The sequence below is a fragment of the Streptomyces sp. PCS3-D2 genome (assembly GCF_000612545.2).
GTDB lineage: Bacteria > Actinomycetota > Actinomycetes > Streptomycetales > Streptomycetaceae > Streptomyces.
The window spans coordinates 3,363,824-3,382,913 of record NZ_CP097800.1 but is presented as its reverse complement, the minus strand read 5'-3'; the positions used below and the strand labels follow the sequence as shown (position 1 = coordinate 3,382,913).

21 protein-coding genes are annotated in these 19,090 nt (G+C 73.1%); 7 read left to right on the top strand and 14 right to left on the bottom strand.

The genetic code is table 11. The features are described 5' to 3' along the window. Nucleotides 1–17 precede the first annotated feature (17 nt). Nucleotides 18–227, bottom strand: coding sequence for a hypothetical protein (locus AW27_RS14550; RefSeq protein WP_037921587.1), 210 nt, complete (start codon nucleotides 225–227; stop codon nucleotides 18–20). 127 nt (nucleotides 228–354) lie between these two features. After that, complete coding sequence (locus tag AW27_RS14545; protein ID WP_037921169.1) at nucleotides 355–1,497, bottom strand: NADH-quinone oxidoreductase subunit D; 1,143 nt, start codon at nucleotides 1,495–1,497, stop codon at nucleotides 355–357. 95 nt (nucleotides 1,498–1,592) lie between these two features. On the opposite strand from AW27_RS14545, the gene AW27_RS14540 reads away from it, so the two are divergent. The 4 genes from AW27_RS14540 (at nucleotide 1,593) to AW27_RS14525 (ending at nucleotide 4,408) form a co-directional block, all read left to right on the top strand. Next, complete coding sequence (locus AW27_RS14540) at nucleotides 1,593–2,084, top strand: PH domain-containing protein (protein ID WP_037921171.1); 492 nt, start codon at nucleotides 1,593–1,595, stop codon at nucleotides 2,082–2,084. Continuing rightward, complete coding sequence (locus AW27_RS14535; protein ID WP_037921173.1) at nucleotides 2,081–3,460, top strand: PH domain-containing protein; 1,380 nt, start codon at nucleotides 2,081–2,083, stop codon at nucleotides 3,458–3,460. The genes AW27_RS14540 and AW27_RS14535 overlap by 4 nt, the downstream gene beginning before the upstream one ends. Before the next feature lie 76 nt (nucleotides 3,461–3,536). Beyond that, nucleotides 3,537–3,818, top strand: a complete 282-nt coding sequence (locus AW27_RS14530; RefSeq protein ID WP_157840230.1) for a hypothetical protein — start codon at nucleotides 3,537–3,539, stop codon at nucleotides 3,816–3,818. Next, nucleotides 3,815–4,408 (top strand): hypothetical protein, encoded by a 594-nt coding sequence (locus AW27_RS14525; protein ID WP_052030447.1) that lies wholly within the window; start codon nucleotides 3,815–3,817, stop codon nucleotides 4,406–4,408. The genes AW27_RS14530 and AW27_RS14525 overlap by 4 nt, the downstream gene beginning before the upstream one ends. Nucleotides 4,409–4,547: 139 nt before the next feature. Here AW27_RS14525 and AW27_RS14520 read toward each other — a convergent pair whose 3' ends face one another. Together AW27_RS14520 and AW27_RS14515 are read right to left on the bottom strand one after the other, a co-directional pair. Beyond that, complete coding sequence (locus AW27_RS14520) at nucleotides 4,548–5,222, bottom strand: response regulator transcription factor (protein ID WP_037921177.1); 675 nt, start codon at nucleotides 5,220–5,222, stop codon at nucleotides 4,548–4,550. A 17-nt stretch (nucleotides 5,223–5,239) separates the two neighbouring features. Beyond that, nucleotides 5,240–6,442, bottom strand: coding sequence for a sensor histidine kinase (locus tag AW27_RS14515; RefSeq protein ID WP_037921179.1), 1,203 nt, complete (start codon nucleotides 6,440–6,442; stop codon nucleotides 5,240–5,242). A 106-nt stretch (nucleotides 6,443–6,548) separates the two neighbouring features. Here AW27_RS14515 and AW27_RS14510 point away from each other — a divergent pair, with 106 nt between their 5' ends. Beyond that, nucleotides 6,549–7,526, top strand: a complete 978-nt coding sequence (locus AW27_RS14510; protein WP_052030449.1) for an SAM-dependent methyltransferase — start codon at nucleotides 6,549–6,551, stop codon at nucleotides 7,524–7,526. Between the two features lie 60 nt (nucleotides 7,527–7,586). Here the strand turns inward: AW27_RS14510 and AW27_RS14505 are convergent, their stop codons facing one another. Then, nucleotides 7,587–9,140, bottom strand: coding sequence for a M28 family metallopeptidase (locus AW27_RS14505; RefSeq protein WP_037921183.1), 1,554 nt, complete (start codon nucleotides 9,138–9,140; stop codon nucleotides 7,587–7,589). A gap of 255 nt (nucleotides 9,141–9,395) precedes the next feature. Next, nucleotides 9,396–10,520, bottom strand: a complete 1,125-nt coding sequence (locus AW27_RS14500) for a DUF5937 family protein (protein WP_037921186.1) — start codon at nucleotides 10,518–10,520, stop codon at nucleotides 9,396–9,398. A 220-nt stretch (nucleotides 10,521–10,740) separates the two neighbouring features. On the opposite strand from AW27_RS14500, the gene AW27_RS14495 reads away from it, so the two are divergent. Next, on the top strand, nucleotides 10,741–10,950 hold the full coding sequence (locus AW27_RS14495; RefSeq protein ID WP_037921189.1) for a hypothetical protein: 210 nt from the start codon (nucleotides 10,741–10,743) through the stop codon (nucleotides 10,948–10,950). Between the two features lie 107 nt (nucleotides 10,951–11,057). Here the strand turns inward: AW27_RS14495 and lepB are convergent, their stop codons facing one another. The 3 genes from lepB to AW27_RS14480 all read right to left on the bottom strand — a co-directional run bounded on the left by lepB (nucleotide 11,058) and on the right by AW27_RS14480 (nucleotide 12,935). Beyond that, entirely contained in the window at nucleotides 11,058–11,702 is a 645-nt protein-coding gene (gene lepB / locus AW27_RS14490) for a signal peptidase I (RefSeq protein WP_157840231.1), read from the bottom strand. A 158-nt stretch (nucleotides 11,703–11,860) separates the two neighbouring features. Beyond that, entirely contained in the window at nucleotides 11,861–12,064 is a 204-nt protein-coding gene (locus AW27_RS14485) for a DUF397 domain-containing protein (protein ID WP_370466486.1), read from the bottom strand. Between the two features lie 19 nt (nucleotides 12,065–12,083). Beyond that, nucleotides 12,084–12,935 carry a helix-turn-helix domain-containing protein gene (locus tag AW27_RS14480; protein ID WP_037921193.1) on the bottom strand — a complete coding sequence of 284 codons (852 nt, stop codon included), beginning with the start codon at nucleotides 12,933–12,935 and terminating at the stop codon, nucleotides 12,084–12,086. A 186-nt stretch (nucleotides 12,936–13,121) separates the two neighbouring features. Between AW27_RS14480 and AW27_RS14475 the strand changes: the two genes are divergently transcribed. Continuing rightward, the gene (locus tag AW27_RS14475) at nucleotides 13,122–13,559 is read left to right on the top strand and encodes an ATP-binding protein (protein WP_037921195.1); all 438 of its coding nucleotides are present in this window, start codon (nucleotides 13,122–13,124) and stop codon (nucleotides 13,557–13,559) included. Nucleotides 13,560–13,606: 47 nt separating this feature from the next. Here AW27_RS14475 and AW27_RS14470 read toward each other — a convergent pair whose 3' ends face one another. The 5 genes from AW27_RS14470 to AW27_RS14450 are packed head-to-tail and all read right to left on the bottom strand — an operon-like array spanning nucleotide 13,607 to nucleotide 19,024. Further along, on the bottom strand, nucleotides 13,607–14,416 hold the full coding sequence (locus AW27_RS14470) for a type III pantothenate kinase (RefSeq protein ID WP_037921197.1): 810 nt from the start codon (nucleotides 14,414–14,416) through the stop codon (nucleotides 13,607–13,609). A 3-nt stretch (nucleotides 14,417–14,419) separates the two neighbouring features. Then, nucleotides 14,420–15,388 carry a carboxylating nicotinate-nucleotide diphosphorylase gene (gene nadC / locus AW27_RS14465; RefSeq protein WP_037921199.1) on the bottom strand — a complete coding sequence of 323 codons (969 nt, stop codon included), beginning with the start codon at nucleotides 15,386–15,388 and terminating at the stop codon, nucleotides 14,420–14,422. 2 nt (nucleotides 15,389–15,390) lie between these two features. Beyond that, nucleotides 15,391–17,127 carry an L-aspartate oxidase gene (locus AW27_RS14460; protein WP_037921201.1) on the bottom strand — a complete coding sequence of 579 codons (1,737 nt, stop codon included), beginning with the start codon at nucleotides 17,125–17,127 and terminating at the stop codon, nucleotides 15,391–15,393. Continuing rightward, nucleotides 17,124–18,116, bottom strand: coding sequence for a pantoate--beta-alanine ligase (gene panC, locus AW27_RS14455; protein WP_037921203.1), 993 nt, complete (start codon nucleotides 18,114–18,116; stop codon nucleotides 17,124–17,126). Before panC ends, AW27_RS14460 begins: the two co-directional genes overlap by 4 nt. Beyond that, nucleotides 18,113–19,024: a Rossmann-like and DUF2520 domain-containing protein gene (locus AW27_RS14450; protein ID WP_037921205.1), complete on the bottom strand. Its 912-nt coding sequence runs from the start codon at nucleotides 19,022–19,024 to the stop codon at nucleotides 18,113–18,115. Before AW27_RS14450 ends, panC begins: the two co-directional genes overlap by 4 nt. Nucleotides 19,025–19,090: the final 66 nt, after the last annotated feature.

Below are 19,090 nucleotides of genomic sequence, written 5' to 3'. Positions count from 1 at the left end.
CCGGGCCGGCCGGCGCCTCAGAACAGCGGGAGCTGCCCCGGCACTTCGGGCAGCACGAAGCCGTCCAGCGTCGGTGCGGAGGCGCCGAGCACCACCTGGGCCCGGGATCCGGGGCAGGACACCAGCTCGCCGCGGGCGCCGGGCGGGTCGTGGCGGGCGATGCGGCCCGCGGTGACGGCGCAGTCGCGGCCGCAGGCGGGGCAGGACCGGCGGGGGGAGTGGGACATGCCGCCCAGTGTGCCCTGCCGCGCCGACATCGGTCCCGCGCCGCCGGGGCCCGCAGGCCCCGGGCGGCCGGGCCGGGCGCGGAGGGGGCTGCTCTCGCCCCCCGGGCGGCCGCGCTGCGGGCCTCGGCTACTTGTCGATGTCGCCGACCACGAAGAACAGCGAGCCCAGGATCGACACCATGTCCGCGACCAGTTGTCCCGGCAGCAGCACGGCCAGGGCCTGGATGTTGTTGTAGGAGGCGCTGCGCAGCTTCAGCCGGTAGGGGGTCTTCTCGCCCTTCGAGACCAGGTAGTAGCCGTTGATGCCCAGCGGGTTCTCGGTCCAGGCGTAGGTGTGCCCCTCCGGCGCCTTCAGGACCTTGGGCAGGCGCTGGTTGACCGGACCCGGCGGGAGGGCGTCCATCCGGTCCAGGCAGGCCACGGCGAGGTCGAGGGAGTTGTGGGTCTGCTCCAGCAGGCACTCGAAGCGGGCCAGGCAGTCGCCCTCGGTGCGGGTGACCACCTTCAGGACGTCCTGGAGGTCACCGTAGGCCAGGTACGGCTCGTCGCGGCGCAGGTCGAAGTCGACGCCGGAGGCGCGGGCGATCGGTCCGGAGACGCCGTACGCGTGCACCGCCTCGGCGGACAGCACCCCGACGCCGCGGGTACGACCGCGGAAGATCTCGTTCCCGTGGACCAGCTTGTCGTAGACGTCCATCCGGGTGCGGACGTCGGCGATCGCGGCGCGGGCCCGGCCGAGCCAGCCCGCGGGGAGGTCCTCCTTGAGGCCGCCCACGCGGTTGAACATGTAGTGCATGCGGCCGCCGGAGATCTCCTCCATGACGGCCTGGAGCTCCTCGCGCTCGCGGAACGCGTGGAAGATCGGGGTGATCCCGCCCAGTTCGAGCGGGTAGGAGCCGAGGAACATCAGGTGGTTCAGGACCCGGTTCAGCTCGGCCAGCAGGGTCCGCATCCACACGGCCCGCTCGGGGACCTCCATGCCGAGCATCCGCTCGACCGCCATGACCACGCCGAGCTCGTTGGAGAAGGCGGACAGCCAGTCGTGGCGGTTCGCGAGCATGACGATCTGCCGGTAGTCACGGGCCTCGAAGAGCTTCTCGGCGCCGCGGTGCATGTAGCCGACCACCGGCTCGGCGCTGGCGATCCGCTCGCCGTCCAGGACGAGGCGCAGGCGCAGCACGCCGTGCGTGGAAGGGTGCTGGGGGCCGATGTTGAGCACCATGTCGGTGCTCTCCGCCGCTCCGCCGATGCCGACCGTGGTCTCCGTCATGCGGGCATTGTCTCAGCCGCGGGTGGTGGCGTGGTGACCAGGCCGGGCACGGTGGGCCCTGCCTGGCCGTCACGCCGTGACCCTAAGGTGGGGGGATGGATACGGGGACTGAGGGGGAGACGGGCGAGCCCGGCTGGGTCGGGCTGCCGGGTGGGCTGCTCACCCTGCGGCGGACGCTGCTCGTGGGCTGGACCGTCCTGTTGGCGGTGGCGACCGGGCTGCTGCTCGGCCTGCTGGTGGGCCCGGCGTGGGCGGCGGTCGGGGTGTTCTGGCTCGCCGTGGGGGCTTGGGGCTGGGTGCTCATCGGCCGCAACTGGAGGTCCTGGCGGTACGCGGAGCGCGCCGACGACCTGCTGATCAGCCGCGGAGTGCTGTGGCGGGAGCAGACCGTGGTCCCGTACGGCCGGATGCAGCTGGTCGAGGTCACCTCCGGCCCGCTGGAGCGGCGCTTCGGCCTGGCCTCCGTCCAGCTGCACACGGCGGCGGCGGCCACCGACGCCCGGATCCCGGGGCTGGCGCCGGCCGAGGCGGAGCGGTTGCGCGACCGGCTCGCCGCCCTCGGCGAGGCAAGGTCGGCGGGCCTGTGAGCGCCGGTCGGCCCGGCCCCGTCGGCTCCCCTCCGGCGGGCTCCGCCGGGTCCGCACCCGGCGGGCCGGCGGGCGAGCGCCGGCTGCACCCCTTCACGCCGCTGCGCCGCGCCTGGGTGCCGATCGCCGCGACCGTCGGCGTCCTCGCCCAGCAGGGCGACCGGGCGGTGCGCTGGGTGGCGGACCTGTCCACCCTCCTGCGGCTGGTGACGCTGGTGGGCGTGGTCCTGACGTTCGGTGTGTACGGCTTCCTGAGCTGGTGGTTCACCCACTACGCGGTGACCGACACCGAACTGCGCATCCGCACCGGGCTGCTCTTCCGCCGCACCGCCCACATCCGGCTGGACCGGCTCCAGGCCGTGGACGTCACCCGCCCGCTGCTGGCCCGGCTGACCGGCGTCGCGAGCCTGCGCCTCGACGTGATCGGCGCCGAGGAGAAGGACCAGCTGGCCTTCCTCGGCGAGCGGGAGGCCGTCGCCCTGCGCGCCGAGCTCCTGGCCCGCGCCGCCGGCTTCGCGCCCGAGGAGGCCGTACGTCTCGGTGAGGCTCCGCAACGCGAACTGCTGCGGGTGACCCCGCGCGAGCTCGCCGTGTCGCTGGCGCTCAGCCTCGGCGTCTGGGCCGCACTCGCCGGCGGGATCGTCGCACCGTTCTTCGTGTGGTGGATCAGCTCCAGCCCGTGGGCGGCCGTCGTCACCCTGCTGCCGATGCTGGGCGGTGTCTGGGCGGCCACCGCCGGCCGCTTCCTCACCGAATACGACTGGCGGGTGGCCGAGTCCCCGGACGGGCTGCGCCTGGACCACGGGATGCTGGACCGGGCCCATGAGACGGTGCCGCCCGGGCGCGTGCAGACCGTACGGATCGTGGAGCCGCTGCTGTGGCGGCGCAGCGGCCGGGTCCGCGTGGAGCTCGCCGTGGCCGGGTCGAAGAACGACGTCCTGGTGCCGGTGGCCTCCCGGGCCGCCGCGTACGCCGTGATCGCCCGGGTCCTGCCCGGGGTGGACCTGGCGGGTCTGTCCTTCTCGGGCTCCCCGGACGCGGGGTCGCGCTGGGTGGTGCCGGTGTGGTGGAAGGGGTACGCCCTGGCGCTCTCCCCGGAGGTGTTCGCCGCCCGGCACGGCCGTCTGTGCCGGCGTACGGAGATCGTCCCGCACGCCAAGGTGCAGAGCGTCCGCTTCTCTCAGGGTCCGTGGGCCCGCGCCTGCGGCGTCGCCGACATCCATGTGGACACCGGAGCGAACGGTACGGTCACCGCCCGGCTCCGGTCGGCTTCCGAGGCCGCTCGGCTCCTGTACGACCAGGCGGCCCGCTCCCGTACCTCCCGGGCCCACGCCCGCCCGGACCGCTGGATGACGGGGGCCGGGCCGGACGCCTGAACCGCCGCTCGTCGCCACCGGACCCAAGTGTCAATGAATCCTTGACAAGTCGATCATGTCAAGGTTTCCTTGACGCATGTTGATTCCGCGACCGAAGGCCCCGCGCCAGGACCCCTTTCCCGCCACCGCGCTGATGGCCGCCGTGCTGCCCCTCGTCGTCAGCCTGCCGGCCGCGACGACGATGCTCGGGGCCCGGTTCGCCGCCGCCACCGACGTCGTCCTGATGACGGCGGGCCTGGCGCTCATCGCCGGCACGGGTGCCCTGGCCGCCCGGTCGGCGGCGGCCCGCGCCGAGCGGGCGCGTCGCGACGAGGCCGTCCTCGACGCCCTCGAACCGCTGGCCGGACCGCGCCGATGAGCGAAGAACCGCTGCTCCGCCCGGAGGAGACGGACCGGATCCGGGAGGCGATCGCCGCAGCCGTCCTCGGCGCCCCCGACGGGCTGGCCGACTCGCTGGAGCGCGACCCCCACGGGTACCTGCGCCTGGTGGACGCCTCCCGCGTCGGCGCCGAGGAGGCGAGCCGGCTGCTGCGCGAGGCCGTTCAGGGCGCCAGGGCCGCCGGTCACAGCTGGGACGCGGTGGGCCGCGTCCTCGGCGTGAGCCGCCAGGCCGCCCAGCAGCGCTTCGCGGGCAAGGGCGCGGTCGCGCACCCCGCGCCGCCGGCCGGCTCCGGGCCGGACGGCCCGGAGCGCCGCACGCTCGGCGGGCTGTCCGCGTTCAACGAGATGGCCGCCCTGGAAGAGGCCGGCCGCGACGGCTGGCACATGGTGGGCTACGGCCCCTTCTTCCACGAGGTGGAGGCCTCCGGGCAGCCCTGGGAGCACTGCCGGATCACGCTCCCGTCCGCCGCGCGGCACCGGCGGATGGAGTCCGAAGGATGGATTCCGGTTGGTGCGGGGTGGTTTCCGTGGCGCTACTACAAGCGGCCGGTCGACCCCGGCAGCTGACCGCCCGCGGCGGGCCGACTGCCCCGGCCGGGCCGACTGCCCCGGCCGGGCCGACTGCCCCGGCCGGGCCGACTGCCCCGGCCGGGCCGACTGCCCCGGCCGGGCCGACTGCCCCGGCGGGGCCGGGCGGCGGGCACGGCTACCCGGCCCCGCCGCCCGCGCGGACCAGGCCCGTCTCGTAGGCCAGGACCACCACCTGGACCCGGTCGCGCAGGCTCAGCTTGGTCAGGATGCGGCCCACGTGCGTCTTGACCGTCGCCTCCGACAGCACCAGCCGCGCCGCGATCTCGCCGTTCGACAGCCCCTGCGCCACCAGCAGCATGACCTCGCGTTCGCGCTCCGTCAGCCGCTCGATCTCCTTGTTCTCCGGCTCCTGCGCCGTCGTCGGCAGCATCGGCGCGAACCGGTCCAGCAGGCGCCGTGTCGTGGACGGGGCCACGACCGCGTCCCCGCTGTGCACCGAGCGGATGGCGCCCAGCAGTTCGGCCGGCGGCACGTCCTTCAGCATGAAGCCGCTCGCACCCGCCTTCAGGCCCGAGAAGGCGTACTCGTCCAGGTCGAAGGTGGTCAGGATGATCACCTTCGGGTGCTCCGCCGGCTCACAGATCCGCCGCGTCGCCTCGACGCCGTCGAGTCGCGGCATGCGGACGTCCATCAGCACCACGTCCACCTTCGTGGCCCGCAGCACCTCCAGTGCCTCCAGGCCGTCACCCGCCTCGGCGACGACCTCCATGTCCGGCTGGGCCGCGAGCACCATGCGGAAGCCGGTGCGCAGCAGGACCTGGTCGTCGACCAGCATCACTCGGATGGACATCAGTTACCTCGTCCTCGTCATCTCTTCTTCAGGGGCAGCAGTGCGCTGATCCGGAAGCCGCCACCGGGCCGCGGCCCCGCGTCCAGGGTTCCGCCGACCATACCGATCCGCTCGCGCATGCCGATCAGCCCGTGCCCGGCGCCGTCCGCGCCGCCGTCCTCGTACAGCTCGTGGGCCGCGCCGCGGCCGTCGTCCTCGACGAGCAGGCCGAGCCCGTCGTCGAAGTAGACCAGCCGGACGCTGGCCTTCGCGTCGGGTCCGCCGTGCTTGCGGGTGTTGGTCAGGGCTTCCTGCACGATCCGGTACGCCGTCAGCTCGACGCCGCTGGGCAGCGGCCGCGGGGTGCCCTCGACCGCGAAGTCCACCGTGAGCCCGGCCGCCCGCACCTGCTCGACCAGGACCTCGATCTGCTCCACGTCCGGCTGCGGCACGTAGTCCTCGGACTCCTGCGGCTCGCCGGTGCGCAGGACGCCGAGCAGCCGGCGCATCTCGGCCAGGGCCTGCCGGCCGGTGCCGGAGATGGTCTGGAGGGCCTCCTTGGCCTGCTCGGGGGCCACGTCCATGACGTAGGCGGCACCGTCCGCCTGGACCACCATCACCGAGACGTTGTGCGCGACGACGTCGTGCAGTTCGCGGGCGATCCGGGCGCGCTCGGCGGCCACGGCCACCTTGGACTGCGCCTCGCGCTCCTTCTCCAGCCGCTGGTTGCGCTCGACCAGCTGGGCGTAATAGGCCCGCCGGGTGCGCAGCGAGTCGCCCAGCACCCAGGCCAGGACGAACGGGACGATCATGAAGATGGCGAAGAGGAGGTTGTCGACGTCGTTGGCGCCCTTGTCCACGCCGTACCGCAGGAAGTAGAGCGGCGCGGCCACCAGCCCCCAGCCCAGCGCCGTGCGCGAGACCCAGCGCGGGACCTCGCTCGCCGCCACCGTGTAGAGGATCACGAACATGGCGATGTCGTAGAACCCCGCGACGATCCCCACGACCAGCTGGAGCAGGCCCGCCCCGAGGGTGAGCCAGAACATCGCCTGCGTCCACCTGCGGCGCAGAGCCAGGGCCGTGCTCAGCGCGATCACCACCGGCACGGCGGTGATCTTCAGGGTCCGGCTGATGTCGGGCTCGCCCGTGACGTTCAGCATCGAGACCCCGAAGAAGAGCACAGCCCAGAAGCTGTCGACGCCCGTCGGGTGTCTGCGGAGGAAGTCGTAGAGGCGCTGCACGTAGCCCAGCGTAGGGAACGGTGATAGGTGCTGGAGTCAACCAGAGGTCCGAACCTGACAGCGGGGGCGTACTCCCCAAGGTGGAGGGTGCGCATAGCCTTCGGTGATGAGCACTCCTGGTGAACCCGCAGCGTCGGTCCGGTGGCGCAGCGCGATGGAGGCCGCGCTCTATGGTCCCGGCGGTTTCTACGTCCGCCCCGCCGGACCCGGCCCGGCCGGCCACTTCCGGACCTCCGTGCACGCCTCCCCGCTGTACGCGGGCGCCGTGGCCCGGTTGCTGCGATGGGTGGATGCGGAGCTCGGCCACCCGCGGGAGCTCGACCTCGTCGACGTGGGGGCCGGGCGGGCCGAGCTGCTGACCGGCGTGCTCGCCGCGCTGGACCCGGAGACGGCGGCCCGCGTGCGCCCGTACGCGGTGGAGCGCGCGGAGCGGCCCGAGGGTCTCGACGCCCGGATCCGCTGGACCGGCGAGGTGCCCCGGGGGGTGACCGGGCTGCTCTTCGCCAACGAATGGCTGGACAACGTCCCGCTCGACGTCGCCGAGGACGGGCACTACGTCCTGGTCGCGCCGGACGGCACGGAGCGCCGGGGCGGCCCGCTGGAGGACGCCGACCGGGCCTGGCTGGCGCGGTGGTGGCCGGGCGGCGGCCGGGTGGAGATCGGCCGCCCGCGCGACGAGGCCTGGGCGGCGGCCACCGGGAACCTGGAGCGGGGCCTGGCGGTGGCCGTGGACTACGCCCACACCCGGCGGGCGAGGCCCCCGTTCGGCACCCTGACGGGCTTCCGGGGAGGCCGGGAGGTCGCACCGGTTCCGGACGGCGGCTGCGACATCACCGCCCACGTGGCGCTGGACGCCTGCGCCGGACCGGGAGCGGTCCTGCTGACCCAGCGCGAGGCCCTGACCGCCCTCGGGGTCTCGGGCGCCCGGCCCCCGCTGGCCCTGGCCTCCTCCGACCCGGCGGCCTACGTACGGGCCCTGGCCTCGGCCGGTGAGGCGGCGGAGCTCACCTCCCGGTCCGGCCTGGGCGCTTTCGGCTGGCTGGTCCAGCCGGTGGCGGTGCGGGCGTGGCCCGCACCGGACTGACCGGCCCACGCCGAAGGGGCGCGATCCCCGCGGGATCGCGCCCCTCACCGGTGCGGGTTCCTACTGCTCGACCGCGTCGTGGCCGGTGTGCAGACCGCCGCCACCGCCGCTGCCGCCGGGGGTCGGCTGCGAGACGACCGGCTTCGACAGCGGGGCGAGGTCGTAGGCGTAGTGGCCGACCGCGTCCGCGATGACGTCGACGTTGATGTCGAGCGCCTTCTGGTCGATGTTGGTGATGTCGTCACCCTTGCCGTGGTAGTTCACGTCGTAGGCGACACCGGCCTGACCGCCGAACTTCGCGGCCTCCTCGGGCGTCTTGATGCCCTCGGCACCGGTGAAGGTGCCGCCGGACGGGATGCCGACCTCGATGAACGGGCCGTAGTCCGAGCGGCCGGAGAAGTCCGTGCCCGCGTGCGGGATGTTCTTGGAGTCGAGGAAGTCGGTGATCCCCTTCTCCAGCTGGGCGGAGCCCTCCGGGCCGGGGCCCGCGCCGACGCCGTCGGAGTCGTCGCCGTCGTACACGAAGTACGCCGCGTTCGGCGAGGCGATCATGTCGAAGTTGAGGTAGAGCCTGATCTGCTTCTTCTGCTCGTCCGTCAGGCCGGCGACGTACGCCTCCGAGCCGAGCAGGCCGAACTCCTCCGCGGACCACCAGGCGAACTTGACCTTGTTCTTGATCTTCTTCTGCTCGCTCGCGAGTCGCTGGGCGACCTGGAGGATGCCGGCCGAGCCGGATCCGTTGTCGTTGATGCCGGGGCCGGCCGCGACCGAGTCGAGGTGCGCGCCGAGGAAGACGGTGTTGTTCTCGTCGCCGCCCCTGGTCTCGGCGATGACGTTGAACGTCGTCCGGTTCTCGCGGAGCTCGCGGATGTCGAGGGTGATCTCGACCGGACCGGCGGCGGCCTCGGCGGCCAGCTTCTCGCCGTCTTCCTGGGTGATGCCGCCGGTCGGGACCTTGCCGACGGTGGGGTCGCCCAGGGTGCCGTTCAGGGCACCCGCGGTGTTGTTGTAGACGACCGCGCCGACCGCGCCGGCCGCGGCGGCGTTGGCCTGCTTGGCCGCGAAGGTGCAGCCGCCGCGCTTGATCAGGGCGATCTTGCCGGTGAAGCCGCCGGCGGCGAAGTCGCCCGGCTCGCAGCCGTTCGTCCCGTCCGCGTCGACCGGGGCGACGGCGACCTCGGCCGTCACGCCGCCCTCGGGGGTGCTCGTCGTGTACGTCATCAGGTGCATCGGGACGTCACGCCCGGTGGCGCCGTTCACCGTGAGCTTCTCGGCGAGGGTCTCGACGTACACGAAGTCGAACGCGTTGCGCGTGACCTTGTAGCCGGCCGCCTTCATCACGGCCTCGACGTACTTGGCCGACTGCTCGTGGCCCTTGGAACCGGCCGCCCGGTTGCCGTTGTTGTAGTCGGCGATCGACTGCAGGACCTTGAGGTGGTTGAAGGCTCCCTTGCCGGTCGCGTCCTTGACCAGCTTCCGGGCCAGCGCGTCCGCCTTGGCGGCGTCGCTCCGCGGGCTCCCGGTGGCACCGGCCGGTCCGGCGAGCAGCAGGGGCGAGACGAGCGCCGCGGCTGCCAGGGCGGCGGTTGCTGCGGCTATACGGCGTGAGGGCATGAAGATCCTTCCACGACAGGCGAGCAGGGCAGGCGGAGCAGTGCAGGCGGAGCAGGGCACAGCGCGGCGGAGCACGGCGGACCGGTTCTGCGGACGCGGTGCGCGTTACGTGGGGGAACAGTGAGCGCACGTTAGACAGCAAGTGGCCATCATGGCCAGAGTTTTCGCTGATTTCGGTTCATGAATTCCGTATATCGGTGACTCTGGGCCGGTCAAATCCAGCCATCCACCTGCCGGTTGGCCCTGTCGGACGGGCTATCGGAGGATGCCCTCGATGAAGTCGGAACCGATGCGCGCAACAGCGCTCAGATCCAACTGGTGCTGGGCATATCGGCCCTGCCTCCGTGTATGCATCAGACCGGCCCTTTTCAGGACGGCCAGGTGCCGCGACACCTCCGGCGGAGTGATCCCGTACACCTTCGCCAGCTCGCTCGTCGTGAACGGGGCCCGGGCCAGACTCCGGCACAGCATCATCCGCATCGGGTGCGCCAGTGCCTCCATCCGCCGCTGGAGCAGTTCCACCGAGCCCGGCTCGGCGGTCGGCCCGTGGGTGTCCAGCGGGTAGTGGACCACCGGCCGCCACCGCGGTGCGTGCAGCACCAGCAGGTGCGGCCACCCGAAGTTGGTCGGCACGAGGACGAGGCCGCTGCCTATTCGGGGATCGGTGGCCGTGGTCGTCCCGTGGACCATCTTGTCGGCGGTGATGGTGGTGAGGCCCTCGTCGATGCTCAGGGCCGCCGAGACGTCCTTCAGCGCGGCCGGCAGGCCCTTGCGGCGCAGCAGCTCGGCCTTGTGCCGGGCGTCGGCGCTCTGGCCGGGCTCCAGACGCTCCCACGTCCGGGCGAAGAACGCTTCGTCGCAGTCCTCCAGGAGCCGCCTGAGCCACGTCCGCACGGCCGCGGTGTCATCCAGCAGCCGCACGGAGAAGTCCAGCTGGCGCGGGCCGCGGGCGGCGGCCGCCTCCAGCGCCCTGGCGCGGGCCGCCGGGTTCTCCAGCGGCGAGGGCCCGCCGCCCGCGTTGTAGAGCGCCGGATGGCAGTGCTCCAGGGCGGCCCCCACGAACCGCTCGTCGTCCAGCCGGTCGAGTACGTCGAGCTCTTCGGCCAGCGTCGCCGCCGGGCGCCCGGACTCGCCGGGGATCCCGGCGAAGGCCATGAAGATGTCGGAGAAGCAGGTGCGCCACAGGAAGTCGGCCTCCAGCAGACGGTCCGCGAGGCACGGATCGAGCGAGGCGGAGGTGGCGGCGGTCCAGGAGGCGAGCCGCGGGTGGTGCGACGGCTGGGAGAGAGCGTGCAGGGCCATGCTGAGCTCGGCCAGCGGGGAGGGCGCGAAGGTGATCCGCTCGTGGGGGAGCCCGGCGATGTCGATGGTGACGCTCATCGGGCCATTCTGTCCGTGTCCGCACGGCGGGGAAGTCCGCCCCGGCGTCCCAGCGCCTCCGTACGGGTGGCCGCCATGGCCTCGGCGCGGCCGCCGGAGGAGTGATCGCGGGCGCCGGGAGGACCGCCCCACGGCCGCCCCGCGGGCCCCGGCGGCCGGACGATTGACGGGGACCGTCAACCGTCGTGCGCGACGGGGCCGACGGGGTGAGGGTGGAGTCATGACAGCGATAGAGCAGTACCTCATCGACACCTACCGCGCGTCCCAGCACGGCACCCCCATGCCCCCGCCGCCGGGGCGCGACGATGTCGCCGTCGTTCGCGCGGCCCGCTCCTACCAGCAGTTCCGGGCCGTCCTGGACGGCGGCGAGGCCCGCCACCCCTGGCGGGCCGCCCTGCGGCGGATGCTGAGCCGCCCGCACCCGTGCTGAGCCGCGGGGGTGGTGTCTCCGCGGTGGCGATCGGAGCGGTCAGGCTCTCCGTCGGCGGCGCCGGCGCGTCCTACCCGCCCCGCCGGAGCCGCCGCCGTGCCCGGACCTCAGACTCCCGGCACCGCTTCCGCGGTCGGTGGCGCAACCGTCGCCCTGCGGCGCGACCGCCGTGCGGCGAGGCCGAGCCCCGCACCCGCGAACAGCACCCCGGCGCCTGCGAGCGCGGCTGACCGGAGGCCGACGACCAGCGGGGCGTCCTCGTCGATGAACGTGGCCCTCACCGCCTCCCGGGGAACCGTGCCTCCCTCCGACGCCTCGGACCGGTACCGGGAGTCGGCGGAGTTGCCGCGGTTGTCGCCCAGGAGGAAGAGGCGGCCCTCGGGCACGGTGACGTCGAACGCGCCGGGCGATCCCGCCACCGGATCGCCGTTCAGGACGTAGGGCTCGTCCAGCGGCTTCCCGTTCAGGGTCAGTGTCCGCTCCCCGGGGGTGTAGGCGATGCGGTCGCCGCCCACCGCGATCACGCGTTCGATCGACAGATGCCGTTCGCCCCAGGCCGCGGCGTCGAAGAGCACCACATCGCCGCGGTCCACACCGGTGGCGAGCGTGTTGAAGTCCATCGATCCGCCTGCCGGATGGGTAGGCCGCATGTGGTCCGACGGAATGACCCTGGTCGGTATGAAGAAGTATCCGCCGAGGCCCCCGACACCGCCCACGACCCCGCCCAGCGCCAGCAGTGCCACCGCTGCCACGCGCAGACGGTGTCCCGGCCTGCGGTCCTGTGTTCCCACGTGCACGTCCTGCTTTCCTCGTTCCCCGGATGCGCCCGAAACTGTACGGGCCGCCGGTGCGGGGTACGTCAGCCGGGCTTCGCGGTGCCGGAGCCCGGCCCTTCTCGCACGCTCGCCGGCTACCGCCGCCCGCCCTCCCGCACCCCCGGCGCGGCTTTGACCGCTCGGAGGAAGGCGGACCAGGCGGCCGGCGAGACGATGAGGTGGTCCTCGCCGGGGGCGTCGCTGCCGGCCACCCTCACGGCCCCGTCGCGGGCGGCCGCCGCCACGTGGACGCAGGCTTCGCCGGTGCCGCAGTAGGACGACTTATGCCAGCTGAGCACGGACATTGAGGTCTTCCCTTCACAGGGTGCGCAGGATGTTGTGGATGAACTCGCTGCTCTTCTCGCGGTTGAGGGCCATGGTCTCCATGCGGCCGAGGAGGAGCCGGTATCCGTCCAACCGGGCCTCGGCGTCCACCAGCGCCGGACCGTGTGACTGGTCGAGGTGGACTGTGTCGAGCTGTGGCACGGGACCGTGCGCGTAGTAGATCGACTGGCCGGCACCGGGGAATGATCCCGCCTCGAAGGGGATCACCAGGATGCGGACTTGGCTTCGCTGTGCCATCTCGATGAGATGGACGAGCTGTCCCTTGACGACGGCGTGTCCGCCGAACCGCATCCGCAGGGCCGCCTCGTGGATGATCGCCGTATAGGGGATGGGATCGCTGCGGTAGAGCACGTCCTGCCGCTTGATCCGGTGGGAAACCCGGTGCTCGACCTCGGGAGGGGTCAGTTCCGGGACCACCTGCCGGAAGACTTCCCGCGCGTGGTCCGCCGTCTGTAGAAGGCCTGGGACGTGGGCGGTATAGGCGGCGCGCAGTGCCAACGAGTGGTGTTCAAGCTCGGCCAGGTCCAGGAGGCTGGGCGGAAGTACCTCTCGGTACTGCTCCCACCAGCCGTTCGTACGGTCGGCGGCCATCGAGGCGAGCGCGTCCACGAGTTGTGCGTCGCAGACCGAGTACACGCGTGCCATGGCACGGACGCGGTCGGGGCTCACTCCGAACCTGGCGGTTTCCACGTTGCTCAGCTGACCCGAGCTGGTGCCGATCGCGGCCGCGGCCTCGGTGGCGGTCATACCGGCCCGCTCGCGGAGTTTGCGCAGTTCAGCGGCGAGCCGGGCGCGACGGGCCGTTGGTACGGGGCGGGCGACCATGTTTCACTCCTCACTCACACGAGGGAATTCCGGATCGAAGACCTTAGATTCGCGCAAAGAATCTTTGGTGACGTCTAGTCTGGAACGCAGGCCACCCCGCCCGGAAGTACCCCGCTCGACGGAGCGGCACGGTCACCGGGCAGCAAGCGCAAAGCGACCAACACCCCTCCGTGATCGGAGACTTCCATGCCTGCCACCGTATCTCCGTCGTGGGCCTACAGCCTGCAACTCCCGCAAGATCCCCGCGCCCCCGGCCTCGCCCGCCAGACCCTGCGCTCCGTGCTCCGGACGCACGCGATGAGCGCGCTCGTGGAGACGGCCGAGCTCTTGGCCGGTGAGCTGCTGGCCAACGCCTACCTCTACTCGGACGGCCCGTACACCCTCCGGCTCCGGGCCATGGGGTCCACCCGGCTGCGGGTCAGCGTCTGGGACAGCAATCCCCACATCCCTCCGCCCTTCGGGGCGGACTCACCCGTCGCGGCGCCGCGGCCGGGCGCCGAACGGGGGCGCGGGCTGTTCCTCGTGCGGGCGTACGCCGCCAACTGGGGCGGCTATCCGCTCGGCGGGACGGGGCTGTACGGGAAGGCAGGGGGGAAGCTGCTGTGGGTCGAGGTCCACGCCTGACGGGACCGGGACCGCACCCACGGGGTACGGCCCCGGTCCCGGCAGCGTCATTGGAAGTTCGGTGCGTTGCGCTGGTAGACCAGCCGCAGCCCGATCAGCGTCAGCCACGGCTCGTGGTCGTCGATCACCGACGACTCACCCAGCACCATCGGGGCCAGCCCGCCGGTCGCGATGACCCGGACGTCCTCCGGATCCCCGTGTGGCCCGGCCAGCTCTTTGGCCATCCGGGCCACGACCCCGTCGACCTGGCCCGCGAAGCCGTAGATCACGCCCGACTGCATCGCCTCGACCGTGGACTTGCCGATCACGTGGCGCGGCCGGGCCAGCTCGATCTTGCGCAGCTGGGCGCCCCGTACGCCGAGTGCCTCCATCGAGATCTCTATCCCCGGGGCGATCACCCCGCCCACGTACTCACCCTTGGCGGACACCGCGTCGAAGGTGGTCGCCGTACCGAAGTCGACGACGATCGCCGGCCCGCCGTAGAGCTCGACCGCCGCGACCGCGTTGATGATGCGGTCCGCGCCGACCTCCTTCGGGTTGTCCATCAGGATCGGCACGCCCGTCTTGATGCCCGGCTCCACCAACACCGCCGGCACGTCGCCGTAGTAGCGCCGGGTGACCTCGCGCAGCTCGTGCAGGACCGACGGCACCGTCGCGCAGATCGCGATGCCGTGGATCCCGTCGCCGAGCTCGCTGCCGAGCATCGGGTGCATGCCCATCAGGCCCTGCATCAGCACGGCCATCTCGTCGGCCGTGCGCCGCGGGTCGGTCGAGATGCGCCAGTGCTCGACGATCTCGTCACCGTCGAACAGGCCCAGGACCGTATGGGTGTTGCCCACATCGATGGTGAGGAGCACCGGTTACACCGCCTCGCGCAGATCGAGACCGATGTCCAGGATCGGCGAGGAGTGGGTCAGCCCGCCGACCGCCAGGTAGTCCACCCCGGTCTCCGCGTACGCCCGGGCGGTGTCCAGGGTCAGGCGGCCCGAGGACTCCAGCACCGCGCGGCCGGCCACCAGCGTGACGGCCTCCTCGGTCTCCGGGACCGTGAAGTTGTCCAGCAGGATCAGGTCCGCGCCCGCGTCCAGGACCTCGCGTACCTGGTGCATCGTGTCGACCTCGACCTCGATCGGGACCTCCGGGAACGCCTCGCGCACCGCGGTGAAGGCCTGCGCGACGCCGCCCGCGGCGACCACGTGGTTGTCCTTGACCAGCGCCGCGTCCGAGAGGGACATGCGGTGGTTGACGCCGCCGCCGCAGCGGACCGCGTACTTCTCCAGCGAGCGCAGGCCCGGCGTGGTCTTGCGGGTGTCGCGGACCCTGGCCTGCGTGCCCTCCAGGACGTCCGCCCAGCGGCGGGTGGCCGTCGCGATGCCCGAGAGCCGGCACAGGATGTTCAGCGCGCTCCGCTCGGCCGTCAGCAGGTCTCGGGTGCGGGCGCGGACCGACAGCAGCACCTCGCCGGCCTTGACGGTGTCACCGTCCTCCGCGTGCCGTTCCACCTCGAAGGCCTCCGTGCACACCACGGAGAACACCGCCTCGGCGATGCGCAGGCCCGCCACGACGCCGTCCTCGCGGGCGACGAAGTCGGCGATGGCCTCGGCGTCCTCGGGGACGGTGGCCACGGTGGTGACGTCCACGCCTCCGTCGAGGTCCTCGGAGAGCGCCATGTGGGCGATGTCCTCGACCTCGATCGGGTCCAGGCCCGCGTCCGCGAGCAGCTGGGCCAGCGCCGGGTCGAGGCCGCTCTCCTCGCCGTCGCCGCAGGCGCAGTCGTCGCCGCAGCCGCCGTCGTTCTGGTCGATGAGGGGAAGTTCGGGGGTGCTCACGGTCACTGCTCCAGGCTAGGGGTGCTCAGGGGGTGCGCGGACGGGAAGTCCGCGGAGTCGGTGGGTACGACGACCAGGGCCCGCCTCTCGGTGTCCGAGAGCCGGACCACGAGGTGGCGGCGCCACCGGGCATCGTCCCGGTCCGGGTGGTCCTCGCGCCAGTGGCAGCCGCGGGTCTCCTCGCGGCGCCGTGCGGCGGCGACCAGGACCCGCGCCACGCACAGCAGGTTCGTGGCCTCCCAGGTGTCCACACCGGGTTCGGCGGTCTTGCCGTGTGCTTCGAGATCGTTCAGGGCGGTGGCGTACAGCCCTTCGAGGGCCTCGGCCGCCGCCGCCAGCGAGCGGGCGGAGCGGAGCACGCCCGCGCCGTCCGTCATGATCCGCTGGACCTCGTACCGGGCCCCGGCGGGCTGCAGCGGACCGGTCGAGGGCACCGGGACGCCGGGGCCGCCGCCGCCGTACTCCTGCGCGGCGATGTCCTCGGCGATCCGCTCGGCGAAGACCAGCCCCTCCAGCAGGGAGTTGGAGGCCAGCCGGTTCGCGCCGTGCACGCCCGTGCAGGCGACCTCGCCGCAGGCGTACAGGCCGGGGACGGTCGTGCGGCCGTGCAGGTCGGTCCGGACGCCGCCGGAGGCGTAGTGCGCGGCGGGCGCCACCGGGATCGGCTCGGTCACCGGGTCGATGCCGTGCGCGCGGCAGGCGGCCAGGATCGTCGGGAAGCGCTGCTCCCACATCCGCGCACCGAAATGCCGGGCGTCCAGGTACATGTGCTGTGCGCCCTGCTCCTGCATGCGGCGCATGATGCCCTTGGCGACGATGTCGCGCGGGGCCAGCTCGGCGAGCTCGTGCTGACCGACCATGAAGCGCACGCCGTCGGCGTCGACGAGGTGGGCGCCCTCGCCGCGGACGGCCTCCGACACCAGCGGCTGCTGGCCCTCGGCGTCCGGGCCCAGGAACAGCACCGTCGGGTGGAACTGCACGAACTCCAGGTCGGAGACCTCGGCCCCGGCGCGCAGCGCGAGCGCCACACCGTCGCCCGTGGACACCGAGGGGTTCGTCGTGGCGGAGAAGACCTGGCCCATGCCGCCCGTCGCGAGGATCACGGCGGGCGCATGGACGGCGCCGACGCCGTCGTGCTGGCCCTCGCCCATGACGTGCAGGGTGACACCGGCCGTACGGCCCTGCGCGTCCTGCAGGAGGTCGAGGACGAGCGCGTTCTCCACCGTCTCTATGCCCGCGGCGTGCACGGCCTCGACCAGCGCCCGCGAGATCTCGGCGCCGGTGGCGTCGCCGCCCGCGTGCGCGATCCGCCTGCGGTGGTGGCCGCCCTCCCGGGTCAGCTCGATCTCACCGGTCTCGGCGGAGGTGTCGAAGACCGCACCGGTGTCGATCAACCGGCGTACCGCGTCCGGGCCTTCGGTGACGAGCAGTCGTACGGCCCCCTCGTCGCACAGGCCGGCGCCCGCGACCAGGGTGTCGTCGAGGTGCTGCTCGGGGCTGTCGCCCTCGCCGAGGGCGGCGGCGATGCCGCCCTGGGCCCAGCGGGTGGAGCCGTCGTCGAGCCGGGCCTTGGTGACCACGACGGTACGGCGGCCCGCGGCCGCGCAGCGCAGCGCGGCGGTCAGACCCGCCACACCGGAGCCGACGACCACGACGTCGGCGTCGAGGGACCAGCCGGGCGCCGGCGCGTGCAGCCGTATGCCGGTGCTGCCGACGGGGCCTCTGGCAGGGGTGCTCACGAGTGTGCTCCGAATTCCAATGGGATGTTGTCGATCAGCCGGGTCGTGCCGACCTTCGCGGCGACGGCCAGCACGGCCCGCCCGGTGAAGTCGGGACCGGCCTCGGTGAAGTCCTGCGGGTCCACCAGCGCCAGGTAGTCCAGCACGAGCGGCGGCTCCGAGCGGGCCGCGTCGTCCAGCACGTGGCTGGCCGCGGCCCGGACCGCGTCCGGCAGGCCCGCGCAGGCCGCCGAGACGGCGTGGGCGTCGGCCGAGGCGCGGATCTCGCCCAGCCGGGCCAGAGCGGTGGCGCGCTCGTCGGTGGCCGGGGCGGCCTCGGCACGGGCCCGCAGGGCCGCCTGCGCGGCGAGCCGGTCGCGGCCGGCGAACAGCGCCCGGGACAGCGCCAAGGCGGTCTGCCGGTCCGCGGGGGAGAGATAGCGGTTGCGGGACGACAGCGCCAAGCCGTCCTCCTCGCGGACGGTCGGTACACCGACCACCTCGACGGGAAAGTTCAGGTCGGTCACCATCCGCCGGATCAGGGCGAGTTGCTGCGCGTCCTTCTGGCCGAAGAGGGCCAGGTCGGGGCGGGTCAGGTGGAGCAGTTTGGCGACGACGGTCAGCATCCCGTCGAAGTGGCCCGGGCGGGTGGCCCCTTCGAGCCGCTCACCCATCGGGCCGGCGCTGATCCGCACCTGCGGGTCGCCGCCCGGGTAGACCTCGTCGAGGGCGGGGGCGAACACCGCGTCGGCGCCCGCCTCTTCGGCGAGCGCCAGATCCGCGTCGAGGGTGCGGGGGTAGCGGTCGAGGTCCTCACCCGCCCCGAACTGCAGCGGGTTGACGAAGACGGTGACGACGACCTGCCCCTCGGGCCCGGCCTGCTCCCGGGCCGCGCGGATCAGGGTGGCGTGACCCTCGTGGAGGGCGCCCATGGTCATCACCACGGCCCGCCGCCCGGTGCGCGGCAGCTTGTGCAGCTCGTCGGCGGTGTGCAGCAGCAGCTCGGTCACTGATCGCCCCCGTCAGGGTCCGTGTCGGCGAGAACGCCGAGCAGGTCCTCGGCGAGTTCGGGCTTGAGCAGACCGTGCGCGAGGGCCCGGTCGGCAGTGGTGCGGGCCATGGCCAGGTATCCGGCGAGCGTGCCCGGCGCGTGCCGGCGCAGCTCCGCTACGTGCGCGGCGACCGTCCCCGCGTCACCGCGGGCCACCGGCCCGGTCAGGGCCGCGTCGCCGGAGCGCAGGGCGTTGTCGAGGGCCGCGCCGAGCAGCGGGCCGAGCATCCGGTCGGGGTGCGCGACCCCCGCCTTGCGCAGCAGCTCCAGCGACTGGGCGACCAGCGTGACCAGGTGGTTCGCACCGAGGGCGAGGGCCGCGTGGTACAGCGCGCGGCTCTCCTCCGCGACCCACTCGGGCTCCCCGCCCATCTCGATGACCAGGGCCTCGGCGGCCAGCCGCAGCTCCTCGGGGGCGGTGACGCCGAAGGAGCAGCCGGCCAGCCGCTGCACGTCGACCTCGGTTCCGGTGAAGGTCATCGCGGGGTGCAGGGCCAGCGGCAGGGCGCCCACGCGGCGCGCCGGGTCGAGCACGGAGGTCCCGTACCGGCCCGAGGTGTGCACGAGGAGCTGGCCGGGCCGGACCGCTCCGGTCTCCGCGAGTCCCTCCACGAGCGCGGGGAGCGCGTCGTCGGGGACGGTCAGCAGGACCAGGTCGGCCAGTTCCAGCACCTGGGCGGGCGGCACCAGCGGAACGTCGGGCAGCATGCGCGCGGCACGGCGCACGGATGCGTCGGAGACGCCCGACACGGCGACGGGACGGTGGCCCGCCTGCTGGAGCGCACGGGCCAGCGCGGGGCCGACCCGGCCCGCCCCGACGACGCCGACGGCCAGCCGGGCAGGGCGTGGCTGCTGTGATGGATTCACGCGGGGAATGCCTTCCGTTCCAGTCCGCAGGGGTACCGGACGTTACGCCGCCATGCTAGCCCGTGG